Source organism: Conexibacter sp. W3-3-2, from assembly GCF_009707605.1.
Lineage (GTDB): Bacteria > Actinomycetota > Thermoleophilia > Solirubrobacterales > Solirubrobacteraceae > Paraconexibacter > Paraconexibacter algicola.
This window is the reverse complement of the sequence record NZ_WLYW01000002.1, coordinates 88433-111192: the sequence shown is the minus strand read 5'-3', so window position 1 is coordinate 111192 and position 22760 is coordinate 88433. Positions and strand designations below refer to the sequence as shown.

Here is a 22760-nt window from a genome sequence, read left to right as displayed (position 1 = left end):
CGCCGCAGCGCGTGAGCACCCCGCCTGCTCCCCCCGGCGCCGCCGGGCGCATCAGCCAGACCGGCGCCACCCCGTCGGCGGGCCGCTCAACGCCCACCGCACACACCGCAGACGACGTCAGCCCCGCCCCACCACACCCGCGCCGACGCACCCGCAACGCGCTGGTCGCCGCCTACCTCAGCCTCAGCGTGCCGGCGTACATCGTCGGCGCGTTCCTGCTGTTCTTCGTCAGCCCGATCCTGCTGCTGGCCTCCAACGAGGCCAGCGGCTCCTGCGGCCCGGGCACCCCGCTCACCGAGGTCAGCGGCGGTGGCCCCGACGACGCGACCGATCTGACCACCGAGCAGATCGCGGCCAAGATCCTCGCCGAGGGGACCGCCCTGGGCGTCTCCGAGCGGCTCATCCTCTCGGCCTTCAGCGTGGCGATGGTCGAGTCCGGCGGCGGCGTGGAGATGCGCAACCTCCCCGCCGAACGCTCCGACAACGGCGCCAACCCCAACCTGCCCGGACGCACCGCCACCAGCGTCGGCGTCTTCCAGCAGCAAGACCTGCCCGAGTGGACCAACGGCGGCATCAACCGCATGAACGTCCGCGAGGCGGCCCGCAGCTACTTCCGCACGGCCCGCCGTCTGGAGAGCCGCTTCCCCGACCCCGGCGCCCTCGCCGCCGCCGTCCAGCGTCCCGCCGCCGCCTACCGCGGCCGCTACGCCGCCGCGATGCCGCGCGCCCGTCTGCTGCTCAAGGCCACCAAGCGCGCCGCCCGCACCGACGGCACACCCGCCCCGACACCCCAGCGCCCTGCCGACACCCCCGCCGACAGCAGCCTCCCGAAGCCGCGCATCGTGCGCGACTTCATCCCCTTCGACCAAGCACGCCGCAACGACATGCGCGCCTACGCCAACCGCCACTACGGCATCAACTCAAGCCGACTGGACCCCAAGGTCATCGTCGCCCACTACACCGCCGGGGGCACCTACCAATCCGCCCGCGACACGTTCCTGCCCAACCGGCCCGACCGCGAGCTCAAGGAGAAGCCCGGCGTCGTCGCGCACTTCGTCATCGACCGCGACGGCACGATCTACCAGCTCATCCCGCTCGACCTCATGGGACGACACACCGTCGGCCTCAACCACGTCTCCATCGGCGTCGAGATGGTCGGCCGCAACACCCAGGAGATCATCGAGCGCGAGGACCAGTGGGAGGCCGTCATCGAGCTCTTCGCCTGGCTCCAAGGACGCTTCTCGATCAGCCCCGAGAACGTCATCGGCCACAACCAGAACACCAGCAGCCCCCTCCACAAGGAGAACAACCCCCGCCTCGCGACCCAGACCCACAGCGACTGGACCGCGCAGGAGATGCGCACGCTGCACCGCGACCTCAACCGCTACATCGACGAACACGGCGGCCTGCGCCTGGGCGATCGCCCAGCGACCAGCAGCGACGAGCCCAGCGGCTGCGGCCCCGAAGACGACGCCCCCGACGACGGGGCAGACCCCGGCGGGCCGCTGCAGATCGTCGAAGGCACCCGAGCCCGCATCCTGGACAACGGCGACGTCGCCGCCCCCGCCGACGCTCCCGACTACGTCAAGGCCATGATCCGCGAAGGCAACCGCATCAACCGCTACCGCTACTGCTGGGGCGGCGGTCACGGCAAAGCCGGCGTGGCCACCAACGGCATCAGCGCCGGCGCACGCCCGCAGTCCAACTGCGCGGCCGGGATCGTCCAAGGCCCCGGCTTCGACTGCTCCGGGGCCACCGGCGCGGTCCTCGCCGCCGCAGGCCTCGGCGGGCCCGCACACTCAAGCGCCTTCGGCCGCGCCCCCTACCGGCCCGGCCAGGGCAAGTGGGTCACGCTCGTGTCGAGCCCCGCCCACGTCTACATCATCGTCGCGGGCGTCGCCCTGAACACCGGGTCCTCGACCGGCCGCGCCGGCAAGCCCGGCTCCGGCCCGCGCTGGGGCTCCAACCCCAGCGGCGGCATGAACGGCATGACCATCACGCACCCCAAGGCCCCCGGGAACGAGCCGTGAATCGCCAACGCCACCAGCGCCAGCTCGAGCTCTTGGCCGCCGTCGCGGGCCTCCTGGCCGCGATCCTCCTGGCGGTCGTCGTCGGCCTCCCGTCGACCTCCCCCGACCAGGCCGAGCGCCGCGAGGCGCGCGCCACCGAGCAGCAGCGCCAAGACCAACGTGCCCGCCAGCAGCAGCAGGACAACCCGCCGGAAAGGCTGCAGGGCACCGGCGGCGTGGGCGACGAGCCCCCCGATCCCATCCCCTCACGAGCCAGCGTCCGCCCAACCGACCTGCGCCCGCTGGGGTACCCCAGCCGCACCGCCGCCGCCCGCGACTTCATCCCCGCACGGTTCACCTACCAGGCGGGTGCGCGTGCCCGCGCGCTTCGCGCCCTGGGAGCGTTCACCGACCGACGCGCCTACCGCGAACTCCAACTCGCCGAGACCGACCCGCTGACCCCGCGCGTCACGCGCCAACGCGTGCGCTGCACCGCCCGCCTCCTCGCCGCCGACCTCGAGCCGCTCATCGTCCGCCAACCGCTGCCCGGCGGCACCTGGGTCTATGCCACGACCATCAGCCGCCGCTGCACACCGCAGGTACCCGAGGAACCCGACAGCGAGTACCTGACGTTCACCGTCGTGGTCGAACGCACCCCCCGACGTCGCTGGATCGTCAGCTACTGGGAGCCCCGCCAGCAGCAGAGCGCCACCACCTTCGACACAACCCGTCTCCGCAATGGGTGACCCAATGCTCACCCCCATGCAACCGTCCCCAACCGTGAGCACCACCGAAGCATCCCCGGACATGGACGCGTTCACCGACAGCCGCCTGACGCTCAAGCCCCGCCGACGGCGCACCCGCAGCGTCAGCGAGCTGGGGCTGGGAAGCGACCGGCCCGGAGGGCCGCTCATCGCCGTCGGCGCGCTGCACGGCGGAACCGGCGCGACGTTCCTGGCCCACACGCTGGCCGCCGCCGTCGCCCGCGAGTCCTCGGTCCCGATCGTCCTGGCCGACGCCAGCGGCCAGCCCGGAGCAATGGAGGCCCGCTGCGCCAGCACCAACCCCTGCGGCCTCGGAGCGATCTCCAACCTCATGGCCACGCGCCAGCCGCTCCCGCGCCCGCTCTACGGCAGCAGCGACTTCCGGCTGCGCACCATCTGCAACCCGTCCAGCAACCCGGACGTGCCGCCACACCCCGCCGCGCTTCAGCACCCGACCCGCGGGCTGCTCGCCACCCTGCGCGCCAACCACGGCGCCACGATCGTCGACTGCGCAACCGTCACGAGCCCCCTGGCCCGCGCCGTGATGCAGGCAGCCGACGTGGCCTTGTGGACCGTCAACCCCACCAACGCCGGGATCCACTCCGCGCGGATCATCTGGGGCCAGCACGTCGCCAGCTCCCCGAGCGCCCGCGTCCTTGTAGCCCGCGAGCGGCTGGGCGGCCCGACCCCCGTCAAGGCGCTGCGCGGCCTCGCCGACGCCATGGGCGCCGCGCTGCTGTCCGTCGCTCATGCGCCTGCGGCCGACCGCGCCAGCACCATCGAGGCGATCACCGAGACGCAGATCGCCCTCACCGCCCTCGCACACCGTCTCCCGATCAACGTCCCCGCATGAGCACCGCCACCGTCATCCTCACCGCGCCGCTGCGCCGATCCCGCCACCTCCTGCGCAGCAGCGTCCCGGCCGCCATGGCCGCCTGGTGGGCCCTCAACCTCAGCGCGGTCGCGATCGGTGCTCTCGCCGCGACGGCGGTCGGCCCCGCCACGACCCGCGACCTCCTCGGCTTCGGCTTCGGCGGCATCGACCACCACGGCATCGTCGGCGCCGCCCAGATCGCCGGGCACAACAGCCGCTTCGTCCTCGCCCCCTTCATCTGCCTGCTCGCCAGCCACCTGGTCCTCAACGCGAACAGCTCACGCCGCGCGCGACGTCGCTGGACCAGCGCCCTGGCCGCGATCACCCTCATCCCGGTGGCGGTCTCCATGAGCGCCGTCGGCGCCGGCATCGTCGCCTACGGCGATCGGATGATCACCTCGGTGATGCCGCACCTGCCGCTCGAAGCGTCGGCCTACGCGCTGGCATGCGCTCTGGCCCTCACCATGCCCACCCGCCGACCGCGCCCCGCGCGCATCGCCGCCGAGATCGGAGCCTGCCTGCTGCTGCTGCTCGCCAGCAACTGGCTCGAGGTCCTCAGCCACTAACCCGCCGGAGGTCCCTGTGCGCCGCATCCTCCTCACCGGTCTGCTCTCCAGCGGGCTTCTCGTCAGCGTGATCGCCGCGATCGCCGCGCTCGGCACGATCTCCAACGGCCTGGATAGCAGCGCCCGCGAACGAGACCTGGCCGCGCAAACCGCCCAGGCCACCAAGCGCCTGACCCTCGACTACGAACGCCGCTACCAGACGCCCGTGACCGTGAGCGCCGACGGCACGATCACCCTCCCGGTCGCGCCACCCGTCGACCCGACCACCCAGCTGCGCGTCGATCCGACACTCGCGGCACCCGTCCAGGCCGCGGCGCTCGAAGCTCGCGCCCGGGCCGACGAACAACGAGCCGCCGAGGACCAGCCCGGGCTCGCCGCGCGCGTCGCCGGCGCGGTCTGGGCCCCGTTCGGCTTCCTGCTGCGCTGGACACTCGTCCCGATCGTCATCGTCGGCGCGGCCGCGGCCGCTCTGGGCATCGCGCGCCTGCGACGACGCGCGTCCTACCCGATCGAGCGTTTCCCGCTGGAGATGGGCGCCGACACCGACGTGGCACCCGACGCGGTCGTGCGACTCATCGCCAACCTCCATGCGTTGCTGCGCCGCGAGTGGTGGGAGCGCGCCCTGACCTTTCAGCCGTGGATCGCGTTGGAGCTGCACCACCGCCCGTTCGACGGCCAGCCGCGCGTCGAGTGGGTCGTGGCCTGCCACCGCAGCCTCCTGCCTCAGGTCGACCGAGCGCTCGCCAGCGTCTACGCCGGCGCCCGCCTGGGCAAGACCTACGAGGGGCAGTACCGCACCCTGCAGCAGTACACGCGTACCGAGATCCACCGGCCTCGCGCCGTCCGTCGCCTGGTGAAGGACCGCTCGCTGGCGTTCGCGCTGCAGCTGCGCGGCGACGTACGCGACGAGGTCTTCGCCGACACCATCGCCCACGCGATGGGCCGCGCCCCCGGCTGCAGCGCCGTACAGCTCATCCTGACCCCGGCCAACCCCCTGGTCGCCCGTTTCGCCCGCTCCCGCTACCGCCGTCACGAGAACAAGGTCGTGCGCGCCGGCACCTACGGTCTGCCCGAGGCCGGACTCCAAGGACCGCTGGACCAGCGCGAGCTCCGCGCCGGCGCCGAACTGCACACCGGGGCCCGCCTGTGCGTCGAGATCCGCGTCGTGGCCGACGACGAGCAGTCCGCGGCCGAGATCGCCGCGACGCTCACCGCTGCCGGCGGCGACAACTCGCTGCACGAGCAGACCTTCTCGATGGCGCCGCGCCAGGGCACCCACCTGGACCGCTTCCTGGACGCCACCCCAGCGCCGCTGCCCAACGTGGTGCGCGGTGTCTACAGCGCCGCCGAGGTCGCAGTGCTGTGGAGCCTGCCCAGCAACAACCCCGAGGGCGTCCGCCACCACCGCTCGACGATCCCGCGCCTGGCGATCCCGGCCGAGATGCTGCACGTCGACCCCGAGCGACCGCCCGCGACCTTTCCCGCCGATCCGACCCGCGTCAGCCTCCCCGATCTCGGCGAGCGCCTGCGCCGCCGCATCCAGCCCGCCCGCGGGTGAACCGACCTACCGAGCGATGCTCGGGGCAGTCCCTAAGGTGGCCGGCATGCTCGCCCCGAACGCCACCGCCAGCCTGCCGGTCCCGCCCGCCGATCACCTCCCGGTCTTCTCGCAGGAGTGGGTCAGCGAGCTCGCGCGCGGCGTGGCGCCGCGGTCGATGCGCCCTCTGCGCGAGATGGCCGTGCAGATGTGCAACCTGCCGATCGCCGAAGCCGAGGACAGCGTCTTGGTCCTCGAGGACATCAAGTACCGGCGCCTCGGCACGATGCTCCCTCGGCGCCCAGGGCTCCGGCAAGACCGCCGTGATGCTGCGGCGGATCATGGCCGACTCCGCCGACCCCAACGCCGCGCTCGTGGTGCTCGACCCCAAGAACGAGGTCAGCGTCCGAGCGATGGAGTGCATCGAACGCGTCACCGGCAAGCGGGTCTGGTACCTGGACCTCGCAGACCCCGAGTTCGGTCTGTCGCCCCTGCTGATGACCGACTCTTGGGACGCGATCGCCGACAACGTCGTTGAGATGCTGCGCGACATCAACGGGCAGGACGCGCTGCAGGCGAGCTCCGCGCGGTTCCTCAAGCTCGCAACCTACGGCGTCCTGGCCTTCGCCAAGGTCAACGGGGACCGGATCCCCACGATGGAGGAGCTCTACTACCTCCTGCAGCCGTCGATGACCAACCTGCGCTCGGCCGTCGCCGACTCGCTCGCGCACTTCCCGCACCTCACCGAGGCGCACGTCTTCTTCGGCTCGCTCATGGCCGACGAGGTCGACCACTCGCGCTCCTTCCGCGACAAGCTCGACGCCCCGTCCAACAAGCTCGCCGCCGCCGTCCTGCTCCCCGCGGTCAAGAAGGTCCTGCAGCACCCCGTCCAGATCTCCCTCGAGGAGATCATCCGCCGCCGCGACATCCTCATCGTCAACGGCCGGCTCGAGTCGGTCGGCGAGAACGCCGCCCTCACCGTCCTGACCGTGATCATGCGCATGCTCAACGCCGCGATGAGCATGCAGCAGAACCTCGCCCGCGGCGACCGATTCGCGCCGATCGAGGGGGAGAGCTGGCACGAGCGGCGCGCGCGCCTGGCGGTCGCCCGCCCCCGGGTGTGCCTCTTCGTCGACGAGGCCCACATGCTCTTCACCGAGAACTTCGCGCGCATGCTCGCCGTGCACCGCGAGGCCGGCCTGGAGGTCACGGCCGCCTGGCAGTACATGGGCCAGATCCAGGAGGACGTCATCGCCGAGGGCATGTGGCAGCTGCTGCAGACCAAGTACATCTTCCGCCTGGGCGGCATCGAGGACGCCGAGAAGGTCGCGAAGTTCGCGATGCAGACGCTCTCCACGCAGCTGCGCAACGACCCGCAGAGCCGAGCGCAGATGCGCGTCGGTGCCGAGACGCTCCTCACGCTCGCCCAGCACCACGCCCTGAAGTTCGCGCCGACCCCGCGCGGGCGCAGCGCCGTCGCCGTCGTGCGCACCTTCCGCATGGACAACGCGCAGATCCACGGCGGCTACCACCGGGCGATGCAGCGCGCCCACGGCTGCTTCCCCGTGGCCCACGCCCCGCAGTACATGGATCCCAAGTTCCTGCCGTACTCCACCGACGCCTCCGCCCAGACCCACGAGGACCTCTACGAGGACCTCGACCGGCCGCTGGACGACGGCACGGCTGCCACCCTCGTGCAGAGTCTCTCCGGGGAGGGCAAGTTCGTCGCCGACGTGAGGGAGATCGCCAAGGGCGTCGCGATCGCTCCCGACTTCCGGCCGCACAACCCCTACAGCGTCGAGGACCGCGCACTGGAGCTGCAGCATCCCGAGCTGGTCCTGGCCCCGGACGCGCGCGCGACGCCGTCTCCGAGCGCCCCTACGGCAGATGCGAGCTCGACCTCACTCGGCGAGGACCTCACGCTGTCGGCACCCCCGGTCCTGACACCACCGACGCCTCCCGCGTCGATCGACCCCGCGGCGGGACCGACCGAGCCGTTGCAGGACCCGCCACTCGACTACGACATCGATCTCGGACCGGCCCCCCAGATCCCCAGCCAGCAGGCCGAGGTCCTCGTGCCGCTGCCACCAGCGCCCGAGCCAGGCCCTGCACACGTGGCCGCGCACGAACCCCGGGTGCCCACGGACCCGTCCGACGCCGAGGACCCGGTGGACTCCGTCGCCGCGGCACCGCTGCCCGCGCACGACGCCGAGCTCCCCGCCGCCTTCGAGGTCCCCGCGGCGAGCTCACCGTTCGATGACCTCGACCGGCCCGCTGCCACGACCACCCCGCCCGCGCCCGCCCCGGAGCCCCTCGCGCCCGAGCCGCTCGCGCCCGAGCCGCTCGCGCCCGAGCCGGTCGCGCCCGGGTCGCTGGCGCCGGAGCCGGTCGCGGCCGAGCTCGAGGTGACCGCACTGACCACGCCGGTCGAGCCCGAGACCACAACGCCGTTTGCCCCCGCCTACACCGAGGTCGACATCCTCGACGGCCCCGAGCCGTCATCCGGCGACGCACCGATTTCGCCGCCCGAGGCAACCACGACACCCCCGCCGTCGCCGCACACGTCGTCCGTCCCTGCGGTGAGCGCCCCGGCCGAGGATCTCCAGCAGATCGTGATCGAAGGCCTCGAGGCAGACAGCGACGCGGACCGGCCGCGCCTTCCCGAACCCGACGACCTGGCCCCGACATCGGGCGAGCTGGTGCGCCTGAGCCCGCGCCAGCTGCGCCGCTACATGGCACTGCAGCCCGACACCTACACCACCGGCGCCAGCGAGACCCTCGGGGACTTCGTCGTCGCCGACCAGCCCCCGACCGACCCCACCGCGGTCCAGCTCGGCGACCGCGACGTCGACGTCCTGTTCCTGTTGCACCGCCTGCGGTTCCTCACGATGGAGCAGATCCAGGTCGTCTTCTGGCCCGGCCGCAAGCCGGACGCTCCCGCCAACCGCATGCGCGCGCTGTTCAACGCCGGCTACGTGCAGCGGTACACCTTCCCGGTGCTGGCCGACGGCCCGGCGAAGGGATTCACCCTCACCCGGACCGGCTTCCGCGCCCTCAAGACCGCGCTCCCAACGGCCATCACCTCGCGCGAGGAGTACACGCCCTACGAGCCCAACCGCGGCTTCTGGCACACGCTCGGCGTCGCCGGCTGGATGACCGAAGCCATCGAGCACTTCGGCTGGGGCGGGCGCATGTCCCGCGCGACCAGCAAGGCCGCGCGTGCTCCGAAGGGCCAGCTGCCCCCCGGGTCGGTGAAGGTCATCGAGACCCCCAGCGACCCGCGCGGTGTGCTCGAGCCGCCGCGCGGCCCGCTGGCGACCTACGAGACGGTCCGCTCCAGCTACGGTGCCGCCAGTCGCTCCCCACTGACCGGCCCGCTGCGCGCGATCGCCCCCGACCTCACCCTCGGCCTGCGTGCCACCCCGGCCGGCAGCGACCCGATCGACCTCGACGTGCTCGTGGAGTTCGACCGCAGCACCGGCGCCCGCTCCCGCAACGGCAAGCACAACCGCGAGAAGTTCCAGAACTACGACGTCTTCTTCTCCACCTGGTGGAAGCAGCTCACCGACCCGCAGGCGACCCGCCGCCCGCGCCCGTGGAAGGTCTGCCCGCGCGTCCTGATCGTCGCCGAATCACGCCGCGCGATGACCACCCTCATGAACATCGCCGACCAGGAGATGACCATCCACGTGGTCAATCCCTCCACCGGTGTGCGCCGCTACTACGGTCGCGCGCACGTGCGCTTCACCACCGTGGAGGCCATCTTCAACGGCGAGCTGAAGTCGTTCAGCCTGCCCCAGGTGCCCCCGGCGATGCGCGACTCCCCAGAGCTCGAACCCATCCCGTCGCTCTGGGCCCCGACGGCGCTCCTGCGCGAGCCCCGATCCCCGCAGGACGCCTGAGCCCGACCCCGTCGGGCTCCCCGGCCGCCGCCGGCCCACCGTCCACCGTCACGCGCGGACTCCGCCAACGAGCGCCAGGGGCCCGCGCGTCGCGACGCCCCGCACACCCCACTGGGACGCCATGTCAGCGCGACAGTGAGGGTGTCGTGGGAAATCGGGGTTGCTCGGGTTTTGGGGGTGCCGGGCCCTGATGAATGCTGGGTTTTTTGAGGCACGACCTCGCGCGGGGTCGTGCGTGGGGTCGTGCGTGAGCGCGGGTGCTGGGGGCGAGATCCCGCATGAACACTGGTGCTCGGGGGGCTCAGGCACGAATCGACGCTGCGGAGATAACTAGGGACCGAACCCACCCCCAGGGGGAGACCAGCAACGACAGCTGCTCCACGACCGCCGCTGACCCTGCGGCGCTCCTCCACACCCGTCGCCCGCCTGCGCCCTTCGCGACTGCACCGCCACGCGAGCCGCTCACCGCCACCTTCGACACCAGACGCCAGAACGTCGGCACGTCGCCGGCTTGCACCCGTCAGCCTCCCGAGCACCAGGCCCCCTCGCACCGCACGCGACCTGGAGCCCGTAGATCCGATGGCCCTGCGCCCCGCCTGGCCTTCGCGTCTCCAGAGCTTCCGGGACGCCGAGAGAGCGGGTGGGGTTCGGTCCCGCATGCGAGCTCACGGCCGAGCTCAGGCCGCGCGGCCCTGCCCCGCTACCGACCGCTCCCCGATGCCGCGAGCTCGCAGCGCCTCCTCCTGGTGCAGCCGCCCACCCCGGAGCAGCCAGCCGTCAAGGAGCGCCCAGGCGAGGGCCTCCAGGCCGCGCAGGCGGCCCGCAAGCGCTCGCGCCACCGAGAACCACGCCGGGCCCGCAGACGGCGCCAGAGCGGCCGCAACGCACCGGCAGGGCGCGCCGGCGCACCCATGCGGAAGGCCGCCACGGCAGGCCGCTGGCCCCGGCCCCGGCGGCGGGCTTGCTTCCCGCCGCCGCACGCCCTAAAGTCGCTGGCCTATTCACACATGCATCGCTTGCGAGCGACGCTTCAGCTTTGCCCCGGAGCGAATCGGGGACCGGACATTCGGCACACGCCTACTCCGGCCGACATAGCCTCACGCTCACGCACCAGGCGCCACAAACCCTCGGCCCGCGGACCAAAACGACCAGCTTTCTGGCTGGACAACTGCGGCCAAAACCAGGGTGTCGGATCGAATAGCTCTCCACAGCGCAAGCCACAGCCACCGGGACACGAGACCACCTCGAACCCCGGACCTGAGCGCCCATCGGAGAGAACAGGAACGCGAGACTCTGATCACTGCACTGGGCGGTGAAGCGGAGCGACGAACACACCACCTGCGGGTCGAATCAGTACGTGCTCGTCGTCCACCCGATCTCGCCATCTCCACCTGGACTGTGCCTGCGGGCCACACCCCAACAGCGACCGAGTACATCGCTGCCAACGTCCAGACGGACACCTGTCACACGAGCGCACGCGACGCTCACCACCGCACCCGACCCAGACCACCCCGAACGCCGGCACCTGTACCGGCACCCGGGGTGCGAGGGTCGCGACCACGATGACGTCGTGGCCATCCCGCACGGCCCCTCGAACGCCGGCCGCCCAACCCGGGCGCACCGACAGAGCAAGGGCGCCGCATCGCCGGAGGTGCATCGCGAAGGTCCTCGCCCCTGGCAGGGCGAGGACGGCGGACCGAACCTCCCGCCGACCTCGGGGCACAACGGACTGAGGTCACCCGGCACATCCCGGGCAGCCCCAACGGACCGACCACCCCAGGGACGACCGGACCCGCCTCCCGGCGGCCCGGACGCCCCTCGGGGACACGGCCGGTCCAGACCACCACGGCCGCACGGCGCAAACGCGCGCCAGGCCAAGGGATCCACCTCGGGATCCCGCCCCCCGGCAACCCCGGGCGGGCACGTTCCTCAGACCCGGCAAGCTGCCGACGCGTCGCGTATGCGATCGGGTCAACGCAGAAGGGACACCGACCTCCACCATCAACCGGTCACGCCTCACCCCGGGAAACCCGGGGAACGTCCCGTGGGGGACGCCCACCACTGGGAGGCACAAGTCACGACCGACCGATGCCCTGGACACGGAACCAGCAGGACCCGGTACCCGAACTCCTGAGACGGAGCGCGTACCGCAGGGACCCCCGGCCGCACCCGGCTCCCTGAACGGCGCAAGACCCGTGCGACCGCCGCAGCCTCCAGCAATCGAGGCCGTGCGACGCGTCCAGTACCGCTCAGACCCAACGAGAGACTCGAGACTCTCGGTGCCACGCCCCCCGAGGACGGCTTCCTCACCGGGCGCAGCTGAGAACGGACGCGGTCCCCGACGACGGTCCCCACCCATGGGGACGCGACACGGGGAGCGGAGCATCCGGTGGAAACGCCAGCGGCGACAACGCTGGCTACCGAATGCCCCTCTGCGGTGACACCCCGCAGAACACCCCCCGCACAGCACCAGCTGTGGGGTCCCGGCTGACCTACGCCCAAGGGCGTGCACAGCCGCTGAACAGGCACCACCACCTCGACCGGATCGACGCCCGCAAGCTGACCGAGCGACGTCCCACCGGAACACCACCGTCAGCCCGCCCCGAGAGACCGCTTCCACGAACACCGGAAGGCCTCCCGCGGCGCCCCACACCGTCACGCACGCAGCGCCGACTTCGCTGCGGCACGACACCGCCATCACCAACCGCCCGGATCGCGACGCCCACGATGGGACCAACCGGCATCGCCTCCGAGCCCAACCCGACCCCGGCCCGTCCCGTGCACCCCGCCATCCCGGCGGCCACGCACCGGACCAGGCCCGGGGGCGTCCGCGCCTGACGCCGGCGCGCTGACGACTGGCACACGCCAGCTGACCGGCACCTCGGTGCCACGTCACGGGAGCGGCAGCTCCGAAACGCAGTGGGCGGCACGAGCACCCAACCGAACCCCTCAGACGCGTAGCCGCGCGCCACTACGAGGAGAGCGGACGGAGCGCTCGCACCGCCCAACCACCGTGACCGGGACGCGTCCACGGTCACCACTCATTCCATTGGAGGGTACCCCACGCCATGCGGGGTACGGACGCGCCTCCCCGACCTTCCCGAAAGGAAGGTGCCCCATGGCCACGACGTACACCACCACCACCGCGCCCGACACCGACATCACGGTGACGCGCACGGACCGCAAGGTCCGCCCGATGCGCAACGAGGACTGCCGCGAGACCCGGCAGACCGACAAGCAGCGCGCCCGCCAGCGCAAGCAGGCCCGCGCCGCGAAGCAGCGCACGGTCGGCATCACCGCCGTCCTCGTGATCGGCGCCCTGAACGCGGGCGCGACCACCCCCGAGACCGCCCAGGCGGCGACCTACCAGGTCCACCGCTGCCAGCTCGCCGGCACCACCGGCATCACCACCAGCAGCACGGGGGAGGGGAGCACCAACCTCCAGTGCACGACCTCGAGCGCGGGCACCGCGACCGCGGCGTTCCCGACCAACAGCACCCCGTCCAGCGCCGGGCGGGTCACCTTCGTGGCCCCGACCGCCCCCGGCGTGACGCTGCAGGGCTGGGAGGCCCGCCGCAGCACCACCGGCATGACCGCCGGGTCCTACGCCCGGCTCACGGTCACCGCCGGCGGGTCCGCGGTCGAGACCCTGGACGCCCGGCTGGGCGACCGCGACACCGACCGCACCATCACCGCGCCCGCGGGCGACCTCGCCTTCACGATGGGGTACGCGATGGACAAGTCCGGGCCGCGGGCCGCGGCGACCGCGCGCGTCAGCGTCCCGTGGGCGATCGCCGTCATGGACGACCCCACCAGCCCGGTGCTCGGGGGCACCGCGACCGGCCCGGTCACCCGCGGGCAGACCGGCACGCTGACCCTGCCGGTCACCGACCAGGGCTCCGGCATCAGCCGGATCACGCTGACCGTCAACGGCAGCGTGGTCGACGCCACCGTCCCGGCCGGCGAGTGCGCCGACCAGGTCCCGGAGACGACCCGCGGCGACTACCGCACCGCGGCGCCGTGCCCGCTGGAGCAGCGCGTCACGCTGAACACCGGGCCGCTGGACCCCGGCACCCACACGTGGGTGGCCGAGGCCCAGGACGCCGCCGGCAACACCGGGTCGCTGAGCAGCGGGACCATCACCGTCCCCCGGCCCACCACCCCGACCCCGACCCCGACCCCGACCCCGACGACGCCCACGGCCCCGCAGGCCCCGACGACCGCGACCCCCGAGGAGATCGTGACCCCGACCGGGCCGCTGGTGGTGCCCGCCACGACCCCGCAGAACTCCCGCGACCTCGCGCTGCAGGAGTGCGCCTCGCCGCGGCTGACCGTCTGGCTTGACCAGACCGTCCAGGGTCGCACCCCGACGGGCCGCTGGGTCGTGCTGACCCGGCACGGCCGCACCACCGTGACCCTGCCCTCCAAGACGACCTCGGCGAACCTCCGCCGGTTCCGTCTGCGGGGCAAGCTCACGTGCGTGCGAAACGGTCGCCGCGTCGGCGCCCGCGCGGGCCTGCGGGTCGAGATGAAGAGCCGCCGCGACGGCGTGACGCGGATCAAGACCGGTGCCACCACCCGCCCGGGCGGCCTGTTCACCTGGTTCAACCCGGTCACGCAGAAGACGGGCAGCGCGAAGTTCGTGTTCCGCCACGACCTCGCCAAGTCCGCGATCGCGGCCAGCCGCACGATCCGGTACCGGGTCGCCCAGCGGGTCACGTTGACCCGCACCAAGTAGCACCCGCTGACCTGTAGCACCCACCGCCTCACCCACAGGCCCCCCGCGTCCCGGTCCCGGACGCGGGGGGCCTTTCTTGTTCTCGGGACCGAAACCAGAAGGAGCACCACCATGACCATGTCCGAGCGCCTGGGCTTCACGATCGACTGGCAGGACGGCAGCGAGCCGACCGACCCCGACCAGACCCGGCTGCACGAGCCGACGGTCGTGACCGGCACGCCGGAGGACTTCCGCACCGCCCGCCGGCAGCACGCCCGCGGCGACCTGCTGGAGGACCAGCACATCACCCGCCGCTACCGCCGCACCCGGCCGTGAGCTACGGCCTGCAGTGGGCCACGGCCGACACGGCCGGGGACATCGGCCGGCTGCCCGCCGACCTCTCCCGTGAGGGGCTGACCGACCGCGCGAAGATCGCGGTGGTCCACCTCGCGCGCGGAGACCACGACAAGCAGCTCATCGGCCAGACCTTCCCTGCCCTGGCGGGGATGCTCGAGGTCAAGTTCGACCTCGACCCGCAGCACCGCTCGCGGCGCCCGACGATGGGCCAGCGGCCGCATGGCCCACGGTTCCGGATCATCGCCGAGCTCGACGCCGACATCGAGCAGGTCGCCATCTGGGCGATCGGCCCGAAGGACCCGCGGGCCTTCGCCGGCCAGCACCTCAGTGCCTTCGACCTGGCCGAGCGGCGGCTGCTCTGCGCCCGACCGGACCTCTGGAACGAGGCCTCGGCGAGCGCCCGGCGCCGACGCGCCGCCCGCAGCCGACGATGACCCTGCCCGACCTGGTCCGCCAGCTGCTGGCGGCCACCGCACACACCCTGCGCGCGAGAGGCAACCGCAGCCGCGACGAGATCAGCGACGAGTACCTGATCGACGGTCGGCCGCGCACGCCCCACGACCAGGCGCTGGAGACCCTTCAGGGCCTCCTGCACGCACCGCCGCTGCACTACCTGCCCGCGCCGGTGAACAGCAACGACCCCGGGCCCGACGGTCCGACGGTCTCCGACCGCTACCTGCGGACGGGGGTCGTGGTCACCGACCACGACCGCACGGTCCAGCAGCTCGCTCGACGACTGCACGACCAGCCCTGACCGGACGCCCAAGCCCACCGGGCTCGAGCGCTCCACCCCGACACCCAACCCCGGCCACCGCCACGGCGGACCGCGGGCCAGCCACGCGACGACCCGCTCGCGCGCGCCCACCAGCGCACGCGTCGTGACCCGCACGCGCACTCCAGCCGCCTCACCGCCTCCGCGTCGCCGGCCCGAGAGCCGGCGTGCCGCGGTGCACGGTGGCGCCCTGGAGACGCGTGCGGGCGCGCTCGAGCAGCTCGACGCTGGCTGAGCCCCGGCACGGCGTGGCCTCGGCCACCACACGAAAGGCACCACCATGACCATCGCCATCACCGACATCGCCACCGTCGACGGGCCGCAGCCGCGCCCCGAGCCCCACCGCCTGGCCCGCCGCGAGCGGCAGGCCCGCACCGCCCGGCACCGCACCCAGCAGGAGCGCCGCGCCCAGCGCGACGCGCGGCTGGCGATCCACCTGGCCCGCCGCGGCCACTCCGTCGCGTACATCCTGGACGCGTTGACGGCGCCGATCACCGACGCGCAGTTCCGCCTGGCGCAGGCCGCCCTCGCCGCGGATGCCATCTGGGCGACCGTGCGCAAGGAGTGCCCCAACGGGCGCCCGAACCTGCACCCGCTGTTCGCGGTCGTCGACGAGCTCGACCAGATCGGCCACGACGCGGCCGCCGCGGCGCTGGAGGCCGCGTGAGCACCGCTGCGACGCGGTCGCGCTCGGCACGACGTGCCACCAGGCAGCACGCCCTGGGCGTGCTCGCACAGCCTGACGGGCAGACCCCGCAGGAGCTCGCCGCGCGGATCCGGGCCGCGAGCGACCTGATGGGCGGCCGTGAGACCCTGACCGTCGAGGGCACCGTGCTGGTCGGCCGTCCGCGGCAGATCGCGCGCGCGGCGTTGCGGCACGAGATCCCGCTGCGCGCCGTCAGCTTGCAGGCCCGCAACCAGGGCCGCCCGGAGATGGCGGCTTGGCTGCGCGCCTGCGCCAGGCTCGCGCGCAGCCCGCAGGGACGCGCCGCGCTCACCGCGGTCCTCACGGACTGACCGAGCGCCACGCCCACGACGTACCGCGCCGGCCACCTGCCAGGGGCCGGCGCGGGGCTGTCGATGCTTCCCCACCGCTCCACCACCCCCGCCGTGCGGGCGTCCCGGACTGCGCTGCCCACGGCGGCAGCGCAGCCCCGGACGTCCACACACGGGGGAGAGGAGTCCGCGGTGGGCCGAGCGTCGGGCCACGCCACTCCGTGACCAGCGCCCCAACCCGCGGGCGCACCGAGGTCACCGGCAGGCTCCTTGCGTCGCTCAGGAGCCGCCAGGCGAACACGCGAGTCCCCACCAGCCTCACCGGGGGACCTCAAGCGACCAACGCAGCACGTTCCCGAGGGGGTCACCGCCGGTACCCGGGACGCCCCCGACAGGGGGAGGGTGGCTGGGGGAGGGCATGGCAGCCCCCGCCGACACGCCGCGCGCGCCAACGCCCCCACATGCGCGCCGCTCACCCCGGGTCCGGGCGTGCATGCGCTGCGCGCCGCGCTCCCCTCGCCAGGCCCCAGCGGGCGTCACGGCAGCCGCGGGCGCCGCGCCCCACGACGGTGCACGACCCTCACGCCGGGTGCTCCCGCCTGATCGGAGGACTGCTGCCGAGCTCCCGTGTTCGCCGTGGTGCCGCAGGGCACCGAGGACCCAGCGCCGTGCCGGGCCGGCCTGGCCGGCAACCGTGGCGCGCCCGCTCGAGGGCGTGCCACAGATCCACCCCTTGGATCTCCCCGCCTATCGCCGGCGGGCTGACGATCGGTTCGTCACCGACTCGGGCACGGCAGTGCCGAAAGATCCACCGCCTCACCTGACCGTGAGGCCAGGCCACCTGAAGGGAGGCCATCGCTTGACCACCACCACCCCGGCCAGGCCGCCCCGCTCGATCGCGGCGCGGCCCGCCGCACAGCCCTTGGGCCGCACCGCCTGCGGCGGGGCGATCTACGCCACGAGCGTCGGTCGCACCCGCAGCCGCCGGCACTTCGCCCGCATCTCCCAGGTCCCCCGCCAGGACGTCCGCGTGCGCCTGGTCTGGGCCCGCCCGGACCGCCGCGGCGGCTGGGCGATCACCTCGCTGCAGGACCCCGCCAGCCGCGCCGTCCTGCACGCCGCCCCGCGCACCTAGCGCCGCCCCCTCGCGCCGCCCCCTTGAGCGGGCGTCGCTGCCTGCGCCCGCGCGCGGGCGCAGCGCTGACCCCTGACCGCCACGGTGCGCACCCGCGCGATGGCGGGGGATCGCGCGCCGGGCCCGTTCACCGATTCCGAAAGGGACCCTCCTTCATGCACATCCTGATCTCCCTCGGCCGCCTGGCCGATCGCCGCCTGGTGCGGCTCAGCGAGAACGCCCTGATCGGCGCCCTGATCCTCACCGTCACCCTGCCCGCGCTCGCCGGCGTGGCGTTGCTGATCGGGCAGCCCGAGTTCGGGCTGCTCTGGCCGCTGTGGCGGTCCGTGCCCGTGGTCGGCATGGTTCTCGGGGTGCCCGCGCTGATCGTCGGCGCGGCGGCGGCCGCCGAGGATCTCTGTCGGGCCCGCCGATGAGCCGGTCGCAGGCGCGCCTGGAGCTGCGGACGGCCGTCTGTCGGTGCCCGCGCACCGGGGCGGCCCTGTACCGCGCCAGCGGACGGCACTTCGCGACGGAGGCCGCGCGCGCGTACAGCCGCCAGCACGGCATCCCGCTGTCGCACCTGGAGGTGCGGCTGGTGTACGCCCACCCCGCAGGGGGCGGGTGGCAGGTCGGTCGCGCCGACGCTCCGGGCGCGGAGCTGTTCGCCGGCGTCCTTGCGACCTGAGCGCAATAGATCAGCGAATCCAGAAAATAAGCCCCCGAGCGTTGGCGCGCTCGAGGGCTTGGGCCCCATGGCGAACCTTGAACACCGGAGGCGCGGCGGAACGTAGCAGGGATCCCTGACGTATCCAGCGGGCAGCGGGCCGACAGGACCAGTCAGAGAGGGGAGTGCGCGGCTCGTGCACAGGCGTCTGCTGCCCTGCCGCGCATGAGATCTCGCTTTCCCCTATCGCTGTTGGCCGCCGGCATGACGCTGGCCGCCGCAGCCCCGGCAACGCAGGCCGCTCCGGTCAACGTTCACCTCTGCCACATCGCCGGGACCACGACGCCGCTGGGCACCCCCAGCGGCCTGACGCCGGAGGCCTTCGACGACGCGACCGCGACGTTGGTGAACGGTGGCTGCGACTCCGCGCAGGGCCGCCTGCGCGCGGAGACCACCCGGCCCGACGCGGTCGGCGGAAGCGCCGGCGTCTGGCGCTACACCGCGCCCGCCGACACCACCATCACGGCGCTGCGGATGCGCCGGCAGACCTTCGGGCTGTCCGGGGCCGCGGGCAGCGGCGCGGCGTTCGGCCGCTACACGCTGCAGACGCACGCCTCCACGCTGGAGCTGCGCGAACCCGGTGCGGCCACCGGGGACGTCAGCGGCGAGGTCGAGTTCCCGGGCCTGTCGACCAGCAGCGTGCGGTTCACCGCGGGCTGCGCGCTGGACGGGTTTGACCGCTGCCAGAACATCGTCGCCGCCGAGGTCCCGTGGATGCGGATCACCCTCGAGGACCCGGCGGCGCCGACGGTGCAGAACGCGGCGGGGTCGCTGCTGCAGGACGCGGTCCTGAGCGGCACCGTGCGCGCCAGCTACGACGGTGCCGACGTCGGTACCGGTCTGCTGGAGAGCGTCGTCGTCGTCGACGGCGTCGATCACGCCCGCCAGCCGCTGAGCCCGGGCGTGGCCAGCTGCCAGGAGCTCACGAGCTCCGACAGCACGCGCGACTACCGCACCGGTGTGCCGTGCCTCACGGCACGCGACGGGGCGACCGTGTCGCTGGACACCACGACGATCGCCGACGGGACGCACACCGTCTCGGTGTTCGCCGTCGATGCGGCCGGGCAGCGCACGCCGCTGGCGGCTGCGCGGTCGGTCACCGTTCGCAACGCGCCGCCCTGCCGCGACGGGGTCGACAACGACGGCGACGGTCGGGTCGACACCGCGGACCCGGCGTGCCACACCGACGGCAACCCGGCCAACCCCGGCTCCTACGACCCGGGCCGGGCGGAGTCCCCGGACCCCGAGTGCGCCGACGGGCAGGACAACGACCGCGACGGTCGCGTCGACACCGCGGATCCGGCCTGCCACAGCGACGGTGACCCGGGCAACCCGGCCACCTACGTGCCTGGGGGCAAGGAGTCCCCGGACCCGGCGTGCAGCAACGGGCAGGACGATGACGGCGATGGCCTGGCCGACAGCGCCGACCCGGGCTGCCGTAACGCGCTGAACGTGTACGTGCCCGGTGACGGGGACGAGCGCAACCCCGGCCCGGTGCAGAGCACCGCCCCGGGCCCGGTGACGGTGCCCTCGCAGGGGCAGCCCAACGGTCCGGCGTGCCAGCAGGCACGGCTGCGGGTGTGGCTGGATCAGTCGGTGCGCGGGCGGGACGCCAGCGGCCGGCTGCGGGTCCTGACCCGGGCCGGGCGGTCGGTGCGCACGGTGACGCTGCCCGACACCGTGGCCTCGCCGAACCTGCGCCGCTATCGCCTGCGCGGCACGCTGCTGTGCAAGCAGGGCCGCTTCTGGGTTCGCGCGTCGCGGGCGAAGGTCGAGCTGACCAGCACCGACGCCAACGGCCGTCGGTTCAAGTCCGGCTCGACGACCCGCACCAACGGGGCGTTCACCTGGTTCAACCCGGTGAACTACCGGCCGCGGACGATCACGTTCGTGTACCGGCCGGACCTGTCCAGCAGCCGGGTCGTGGCGCGGATGTCGGTGCGCTACCGGGTCGCGCCGGGCGTGCGGTTCGTGCGCTAGGGACCGCAGCCCGCCGCCCGTGCCGCGTGGCGTGGGGGGTGCGGGTTGCAGCAGGTGTTGTGCGAGAGCGGGGCGTGCCGAGTCGGCGCGCTCCGCTCTCTTCGTTTCTCCAACCAACGAAAGGATGGGAGCCCTCGATGGGATCTCAGAACCGTCGTCCGCGGCAGCCGCTGCGGGTGACCCTCAACGACCTGGCCAGCACCGGGTCCCCGGCGCGGCTGCGCGTCGCGCACCGGGCGCTGGCGCTGATCGCCACGGGGACCGCCGAGCCGGAGGCGATCGCCCAGGCGGCCCTGGCGGAGCTGCAGGCCACGGTGGCCCAGCAGCTGCGCGACGCGGCCGCCACGCTGACCGGCGGGATCGGACAGGAGGCGCGGATGCGCAGCAGTGCGCTCTGCCGCCCGATCGACCCCACCGTCCTGGGGGACCTGGCCTGGCTGCGCCGGTCGCTGCCCGGGCCCGCGACCCGGGCCGCCGCGATCGACCGCCTCGCCCACGTGGCGCCCCAGACGATCGAGGACCTCGAGGGCACGCTGGAGCTCCTGGCCGCCCAAGACCCCGACCACGAGCACGCCGCCCACGACGAGCCGGCCACCGACCAGGCCCCCTCCGACACCCCCACCGCGCCCAACACCCCCGACACCCCCGACGCGGCCGATACCCCCGACACCCCCGACACCCCCGACGCGGCCGACATCCCCGACGCGGCAGCGGTCCAGGAGCTCGAGCGCGCGCCGGACCCGGAGGGCCAGCGGCCCGCCGCGCTGGTCACGATGGTCGGTGCCCCCGAGCCCGTCGTGCTCGCCACCCCGACGCCGCCGCCGGCCGACGCGCCGGTCATGGTCCTCGACGCGGCCGCCCCGGCCGCGCCCCAGCCCGCGGTGACCGAGCCGCTGATCGTCTCGCCCGCCCCCGCCCCCGTGGTGGCCGGGCCCGACGACGGACCGGCCAGCCGCCTGCTCGACGCCCCCGTCGTGGTCGACCTGCAGGCCCTGGCCGTGCCCCAGCCGGCGGCGCCCCCGGACCCCGCCGGCCCATGAGCGCCCCCACGCCTGGCCGCGCGGTCACCAGCCGCACCGTCGCCCAGGCCCTCGCCGCCCGCCTGCACGGCGCGCGACGCGACGCGCGTGAGGCCGCCTGCCGCGCCATCACGCGCAGCCCAGAGGACCTCCGCGCCCTCGTGCCCAAGCCCACCACCACACCCCAAGGAGCCGCACCGATGGCCAACTACTACGGCATCGCCCGCACCAACTACGTCCGCGTCACCGACGCCGACGCGCTCACCCGCGCGTTGGAGCCCTTCGACGTCAAGCTCGTGCGCCGCCCGGACGCCCCGGACACCGTCGCCATCCTCGACGACAGCGACGGCGGCGGCTGGCCCAGCGTCGCCTACGACAGCTTCGACGAGAACGACGAGGAGCTCGAGTTCGACCTCGTCGCGCTCGTCGCCCCGTTCCTGCTGGACGGCGAGGTCATGGTGGCCATGGAGTCCGGCCACGAGAAGCACCGCTACGTCAGCGGCTGGGCGCTGGCCTTCAACAACCGCGGCGAGACCAAGAGCGTCTCCCTCGAGGACGTCTACGCGCTCGCCAGCGAGCTCGGCAGCACCGTCACCCGCGCCTCCTACTAGCCCCCGGCCCCTCGCACTTCCCGAGGGCGTTGCCGGACGGCATGGCCTGTTCTAGGCTCCCGCAGCCGATGGAGTCCGACCGCGCGCAGGAACGTCAGCGGGAGTACGAACTCGCCGAGCTGCGCGAGGAGGTCGCCTGGTACCGGGGTGCGGAGACCCGGGTGCGGTCGATGGCCCGCCTTCTCGCCTCGGGCGCGGTCTCGCTGCTGATCGTCGCCATCTGGGTCTCGCCGCTTAGCGGCGACTCGGCCTACAGCGGGCGATGGATCGAGCTGCTCGCCGCCATCCCAGTGCTCGCCACGGTGTACGCGGGCTTGTCGGTCTGGTCGGAGTCCAAGGCCCCGACGAGGGCCAGGACGTTCGTGCTTCTCGGGGGCGTCCCGCTGCTGCTCATCGCCGCCGGCGCCTATCTGCAGCCGCACCACCGGGCCTACGACGAGGCACGCCGGGCCTTCGACGCCTACACGGCGAAGTTCCCCCGAGCGCGCCTCGCCGACCCCTACGTCCTGGACGGGGTGCGCTCGGGCGTCGTCACGGTGTGCGCCCCCGAGCGGCCGTCCGAGCGGGCCTCGTTCTGCGTGCAGACCGCCACCGACCCCGGCGACGAGGTCGACGGCGACTACGACATCCTGGGCAGCTTCCGCTACCGGCCGAACGACGACACCGAGATCGTCGTGGAGAAGCCGTTCGACTGCGCCGGCAGCACCTCGCACTGCCCCGGCCGCTAGGCCCGCGCAGCTCGAGTCCCGGCGGCTGATGGCCGCGGGGTGGGGGAGAGGCCGGTCCCCGCGATCCGCCGCGACCGCCACAGGCCG

The 22760-nt window shown here is 73.5% G+C and carries 20 protein-coding genes; 19 read left to right on the top strand and 1 reads right to left on the bottom strand.

Annotation, left to right across the window (positions count from 1 at the left end):
* Window positions 1-11: 11 nt before the first annotated feature.
* The 6 genes from GKE82_RS31045 to GKE82_RS23750 all read left to right on the top strand — a co-directional run bounded on the left by GKE82_RS31045 (window position 12) and on the right by GKE82_RS23750 (window position 9652).
* A complete protein-coding gene (locus GKE82_RS31045; protein WP_154735429.1) occupies window positions 12-2030 on the top strand; it encodes a peptidoglycan recognition family protein in 2019 nt (672 codons plus the stop codon).
* On the top strand, window positions 2027-2755 hold the full coding sequence (locus tag GKE82_RS23770; protein WP_154735428.1) for a hypothetical protein: 729 nt from the start codon (window positions 2027-2029) through the stop codon (window positions 2753-2755). Before GKE82_RS31045 ends, GKE82_RS23770 begins: the two co-directional genes overlap by 4 nt.
* Before the next feature lie 34 nt (window positions 2756-2789).
* Window positions 2790-3626, top strand: a complete 837-nt coding sequence (locus GKE82_RS23765) for a hypothetical protein (protein WP_154735427.1) — start codon at window positions 2790-2792, stop codon at window positions 3624-3626.
* The gene (locus GKE82_RS23760; RefSeq protein WP_154735426.1) at window positions 3623-4213 is read left to right on the top strand and encodes a hypothetical protein; all 591 of its coding nucleotides are present in this window, start codon (window positions 3623-3625) and stop codon (window positions 4211-4213) included. Before GKE82_RS23765 ends, GKE82_RS23760 begins: the two co-directional genes overlap by 4 nt.
* A 16-nt stretch (window positions 4214-4229) precedes the next feature.
* Window positions 4230-5771 (top strand): hypothetical protein, encoded by a 1542-nt coding sequence (locus tag GKE82_RS23755; RefSeq protein WP_154735425.1) that lies wholly within the window; start codon window positions 4230-4232, stop codon window positions 5769-5771.
* Window positions 5772-6091: 320 nt separating this feature from the next.
* Window positions 6092-9652, top strand: coding sequence for a type IV secretory system conjugative DNA transfer family protein (locus GKE82_RS23750; RefSeq protein ID WP_154735424.1), 3561 nt, complete (start codon window positions 6092-6094; stop codon window positions 9650-9652).
* 677 nt (window positions 9653-10329) lie between these two features.
* On the opposite strand, the gene GKE82_RS23745 is transcribed toward GKE82_RS23750, so the two are convergent.
* Window positions 10330-10491, bottom strand: coding sequence for a hypothetical protein (locus tag GKE82_RS23745; protein ID WP_154735423.1), 162 nt, complete (start codon window positions 10489-10491; stop codon window positions 10330-10332).
* Window positions 10492-12770: 2279 nt separating this feature from the next.
* Between GKE82_RS23745 and GKE82_RS23740 the strand changes: the two genes are divergently transcribed.
* The 13 genes from GKE82_RS23740 (at window position 12771) to GKE82_RS23680 (ending at window position 22673) form a co-directional block, all read left to right on the top strand.
* Complete coding sequence (locus tag GKE82_RS23740) at window positions 12771-14390, top strand: hypothetical protein (RefSeq protein WP_154735422.1); 1620 nt, start codon at window positions 12771-12773, stop codon at window positions 14388-14390.
* A 111-nt stretch (window positions 14391-14501) separates the two neighbouring features.
* Entirely contained in the window at window positions 14502-14705 is a 204-nt protein-coding gene (locus tag GKE82_RS23735) for a hypothetical protein (RefSeq protein ID WP_154735421.1), read from the top strand.
* On the top strand, window positions 14702-15160 hold the full coding sequence (locus tag GKE82_RS23730) for a hypothetical protein (protein ID WP_154735420.1): 459 nt from the start codon (window positions 14702-14704) through the stop codon (window positions 15158-15160). Before GKE82_RS23735 ends, GKE82_RS23730 begins: the two co-directional genes overlap by 4 nt.
* Window positions 15157-15480 (top strand): hypothetical protein, encoded by a 324-nt coding sequence (locus GKE82_RS23725; RefSeq protein WP_154735419.1) that lies wholly within the window; start codon window positions 15157-15159, stop codon window positions 15478-15480. The genes GKE82_RS23730 and GKE82_RS23725 overlap by 4 nt, the downstream gene beginning before the upstream one ends.
* A 298-nt stretch (window positions 15481-15778) precedes the next feature.
* Window positions 15779-16165 carry a hypothetical protein gene (locus tag GKE82_RS23720; RefSeq protein WP_154735418.1) on the top strand — a complete coding sequence of 129 codons (387 nt, stop codon included), beginning with the start codon at window positions 15779-15781 and terminating at the stop codon, window positions 16163-16165.
* 59 nt (window positions 16166-16224) lie between these two features.
* Entirely contained in the window at window positions 16225-16515 is a 291-nt protein-coding gene (locus GKE82_RS23715) for a hypothetical protein (protein WP_154735417.1), read from the top strand.
* An 838-nt stretch (window positions 16516-17353) separates the two neighbouring features.
* Window positions 17354-17629, top strand: a complete 276-nt coding sequence (locus GKE82_RS23710) for a hypothetical protein (RefSeq protein WP_154735416.1) — start codon at window positions 17354-17356, stop codon at window positions 17627-17629.
* A 155-nt stretch (window positions 17630-17784) separates the two neighbouring features.
* On the top strand, window positions 17785-18045 hold the full coding sequence (locus tag GKE82_RS23705) for a hypothetical protein (protein WP_154735415.1): 261 nt from the start codon (window positions 17785-17787) through the stop codon (window positions 18043-18045).
* The gene (locus tag GKE82_RS23700; protein WP_154735414.1) at window positions 18042-18296 is read left to right on the top strand and encodes a hypothetical protein; all 255 of its coding nucleotides are present in this window, start codon (window positions 18042-18044) and stop codon (window positions 18294-18296) included. The genes GKE82_RS23705 and GKE82_RS23700 overlap by 4 nt, the downstream gene beginning before the upstream one ends.
* Window positions 18297-18527: 231 nt before the next feature.
* On the top strand, window positions 18528-20315 hold the full coding sequence (locus GKE82_RS23695) for a hypothetical protein (RefSeq protein WP_154735413.1): 1788 nt from the start codon (window positions 18528-18530) through the stop codon (window positions 20313-20315).
* Between the two features lie 137 nt (window positions 20316-20452).
* Window positions 20453-21355: a hypothetical protein gene (locus tag GKE82_RS23690; RefSeq protein WP_154735412.1), complete on the top strand. Its 903-nt coding sequence runs from the start codon at window positions 20453-20455 to the stop codon at window positions 21353-21355.
* Complete coding sequence (locus tag GKE82_RS23685) at window positions 21352-21945, top strand: hypothetical protein (RefSeq protein WP_154735411.1); 594 nt, start codon at window positions 21352-21354, stop codon at window positions 21943-21945. Before GKE82_RS23690 ends, GKE82_RS23685 begins: the two co-directional genes overlap by 4 nt.
* A gap of 68 nt (window positions 21946-22013) precedes the next feature.
* Complete coding sequence (locus tag GKE82_RS23680) at window positions 22014-22673, top strand: hypothetical protein (RefSeq protein WP_154735410.1); 660 nt, start codon at window positions 22014-22016, stop codon at window positions 22671-22673.
* The last annotated feature ends 87 nt before the right edge of the window (window positions 22674-22760 follow it).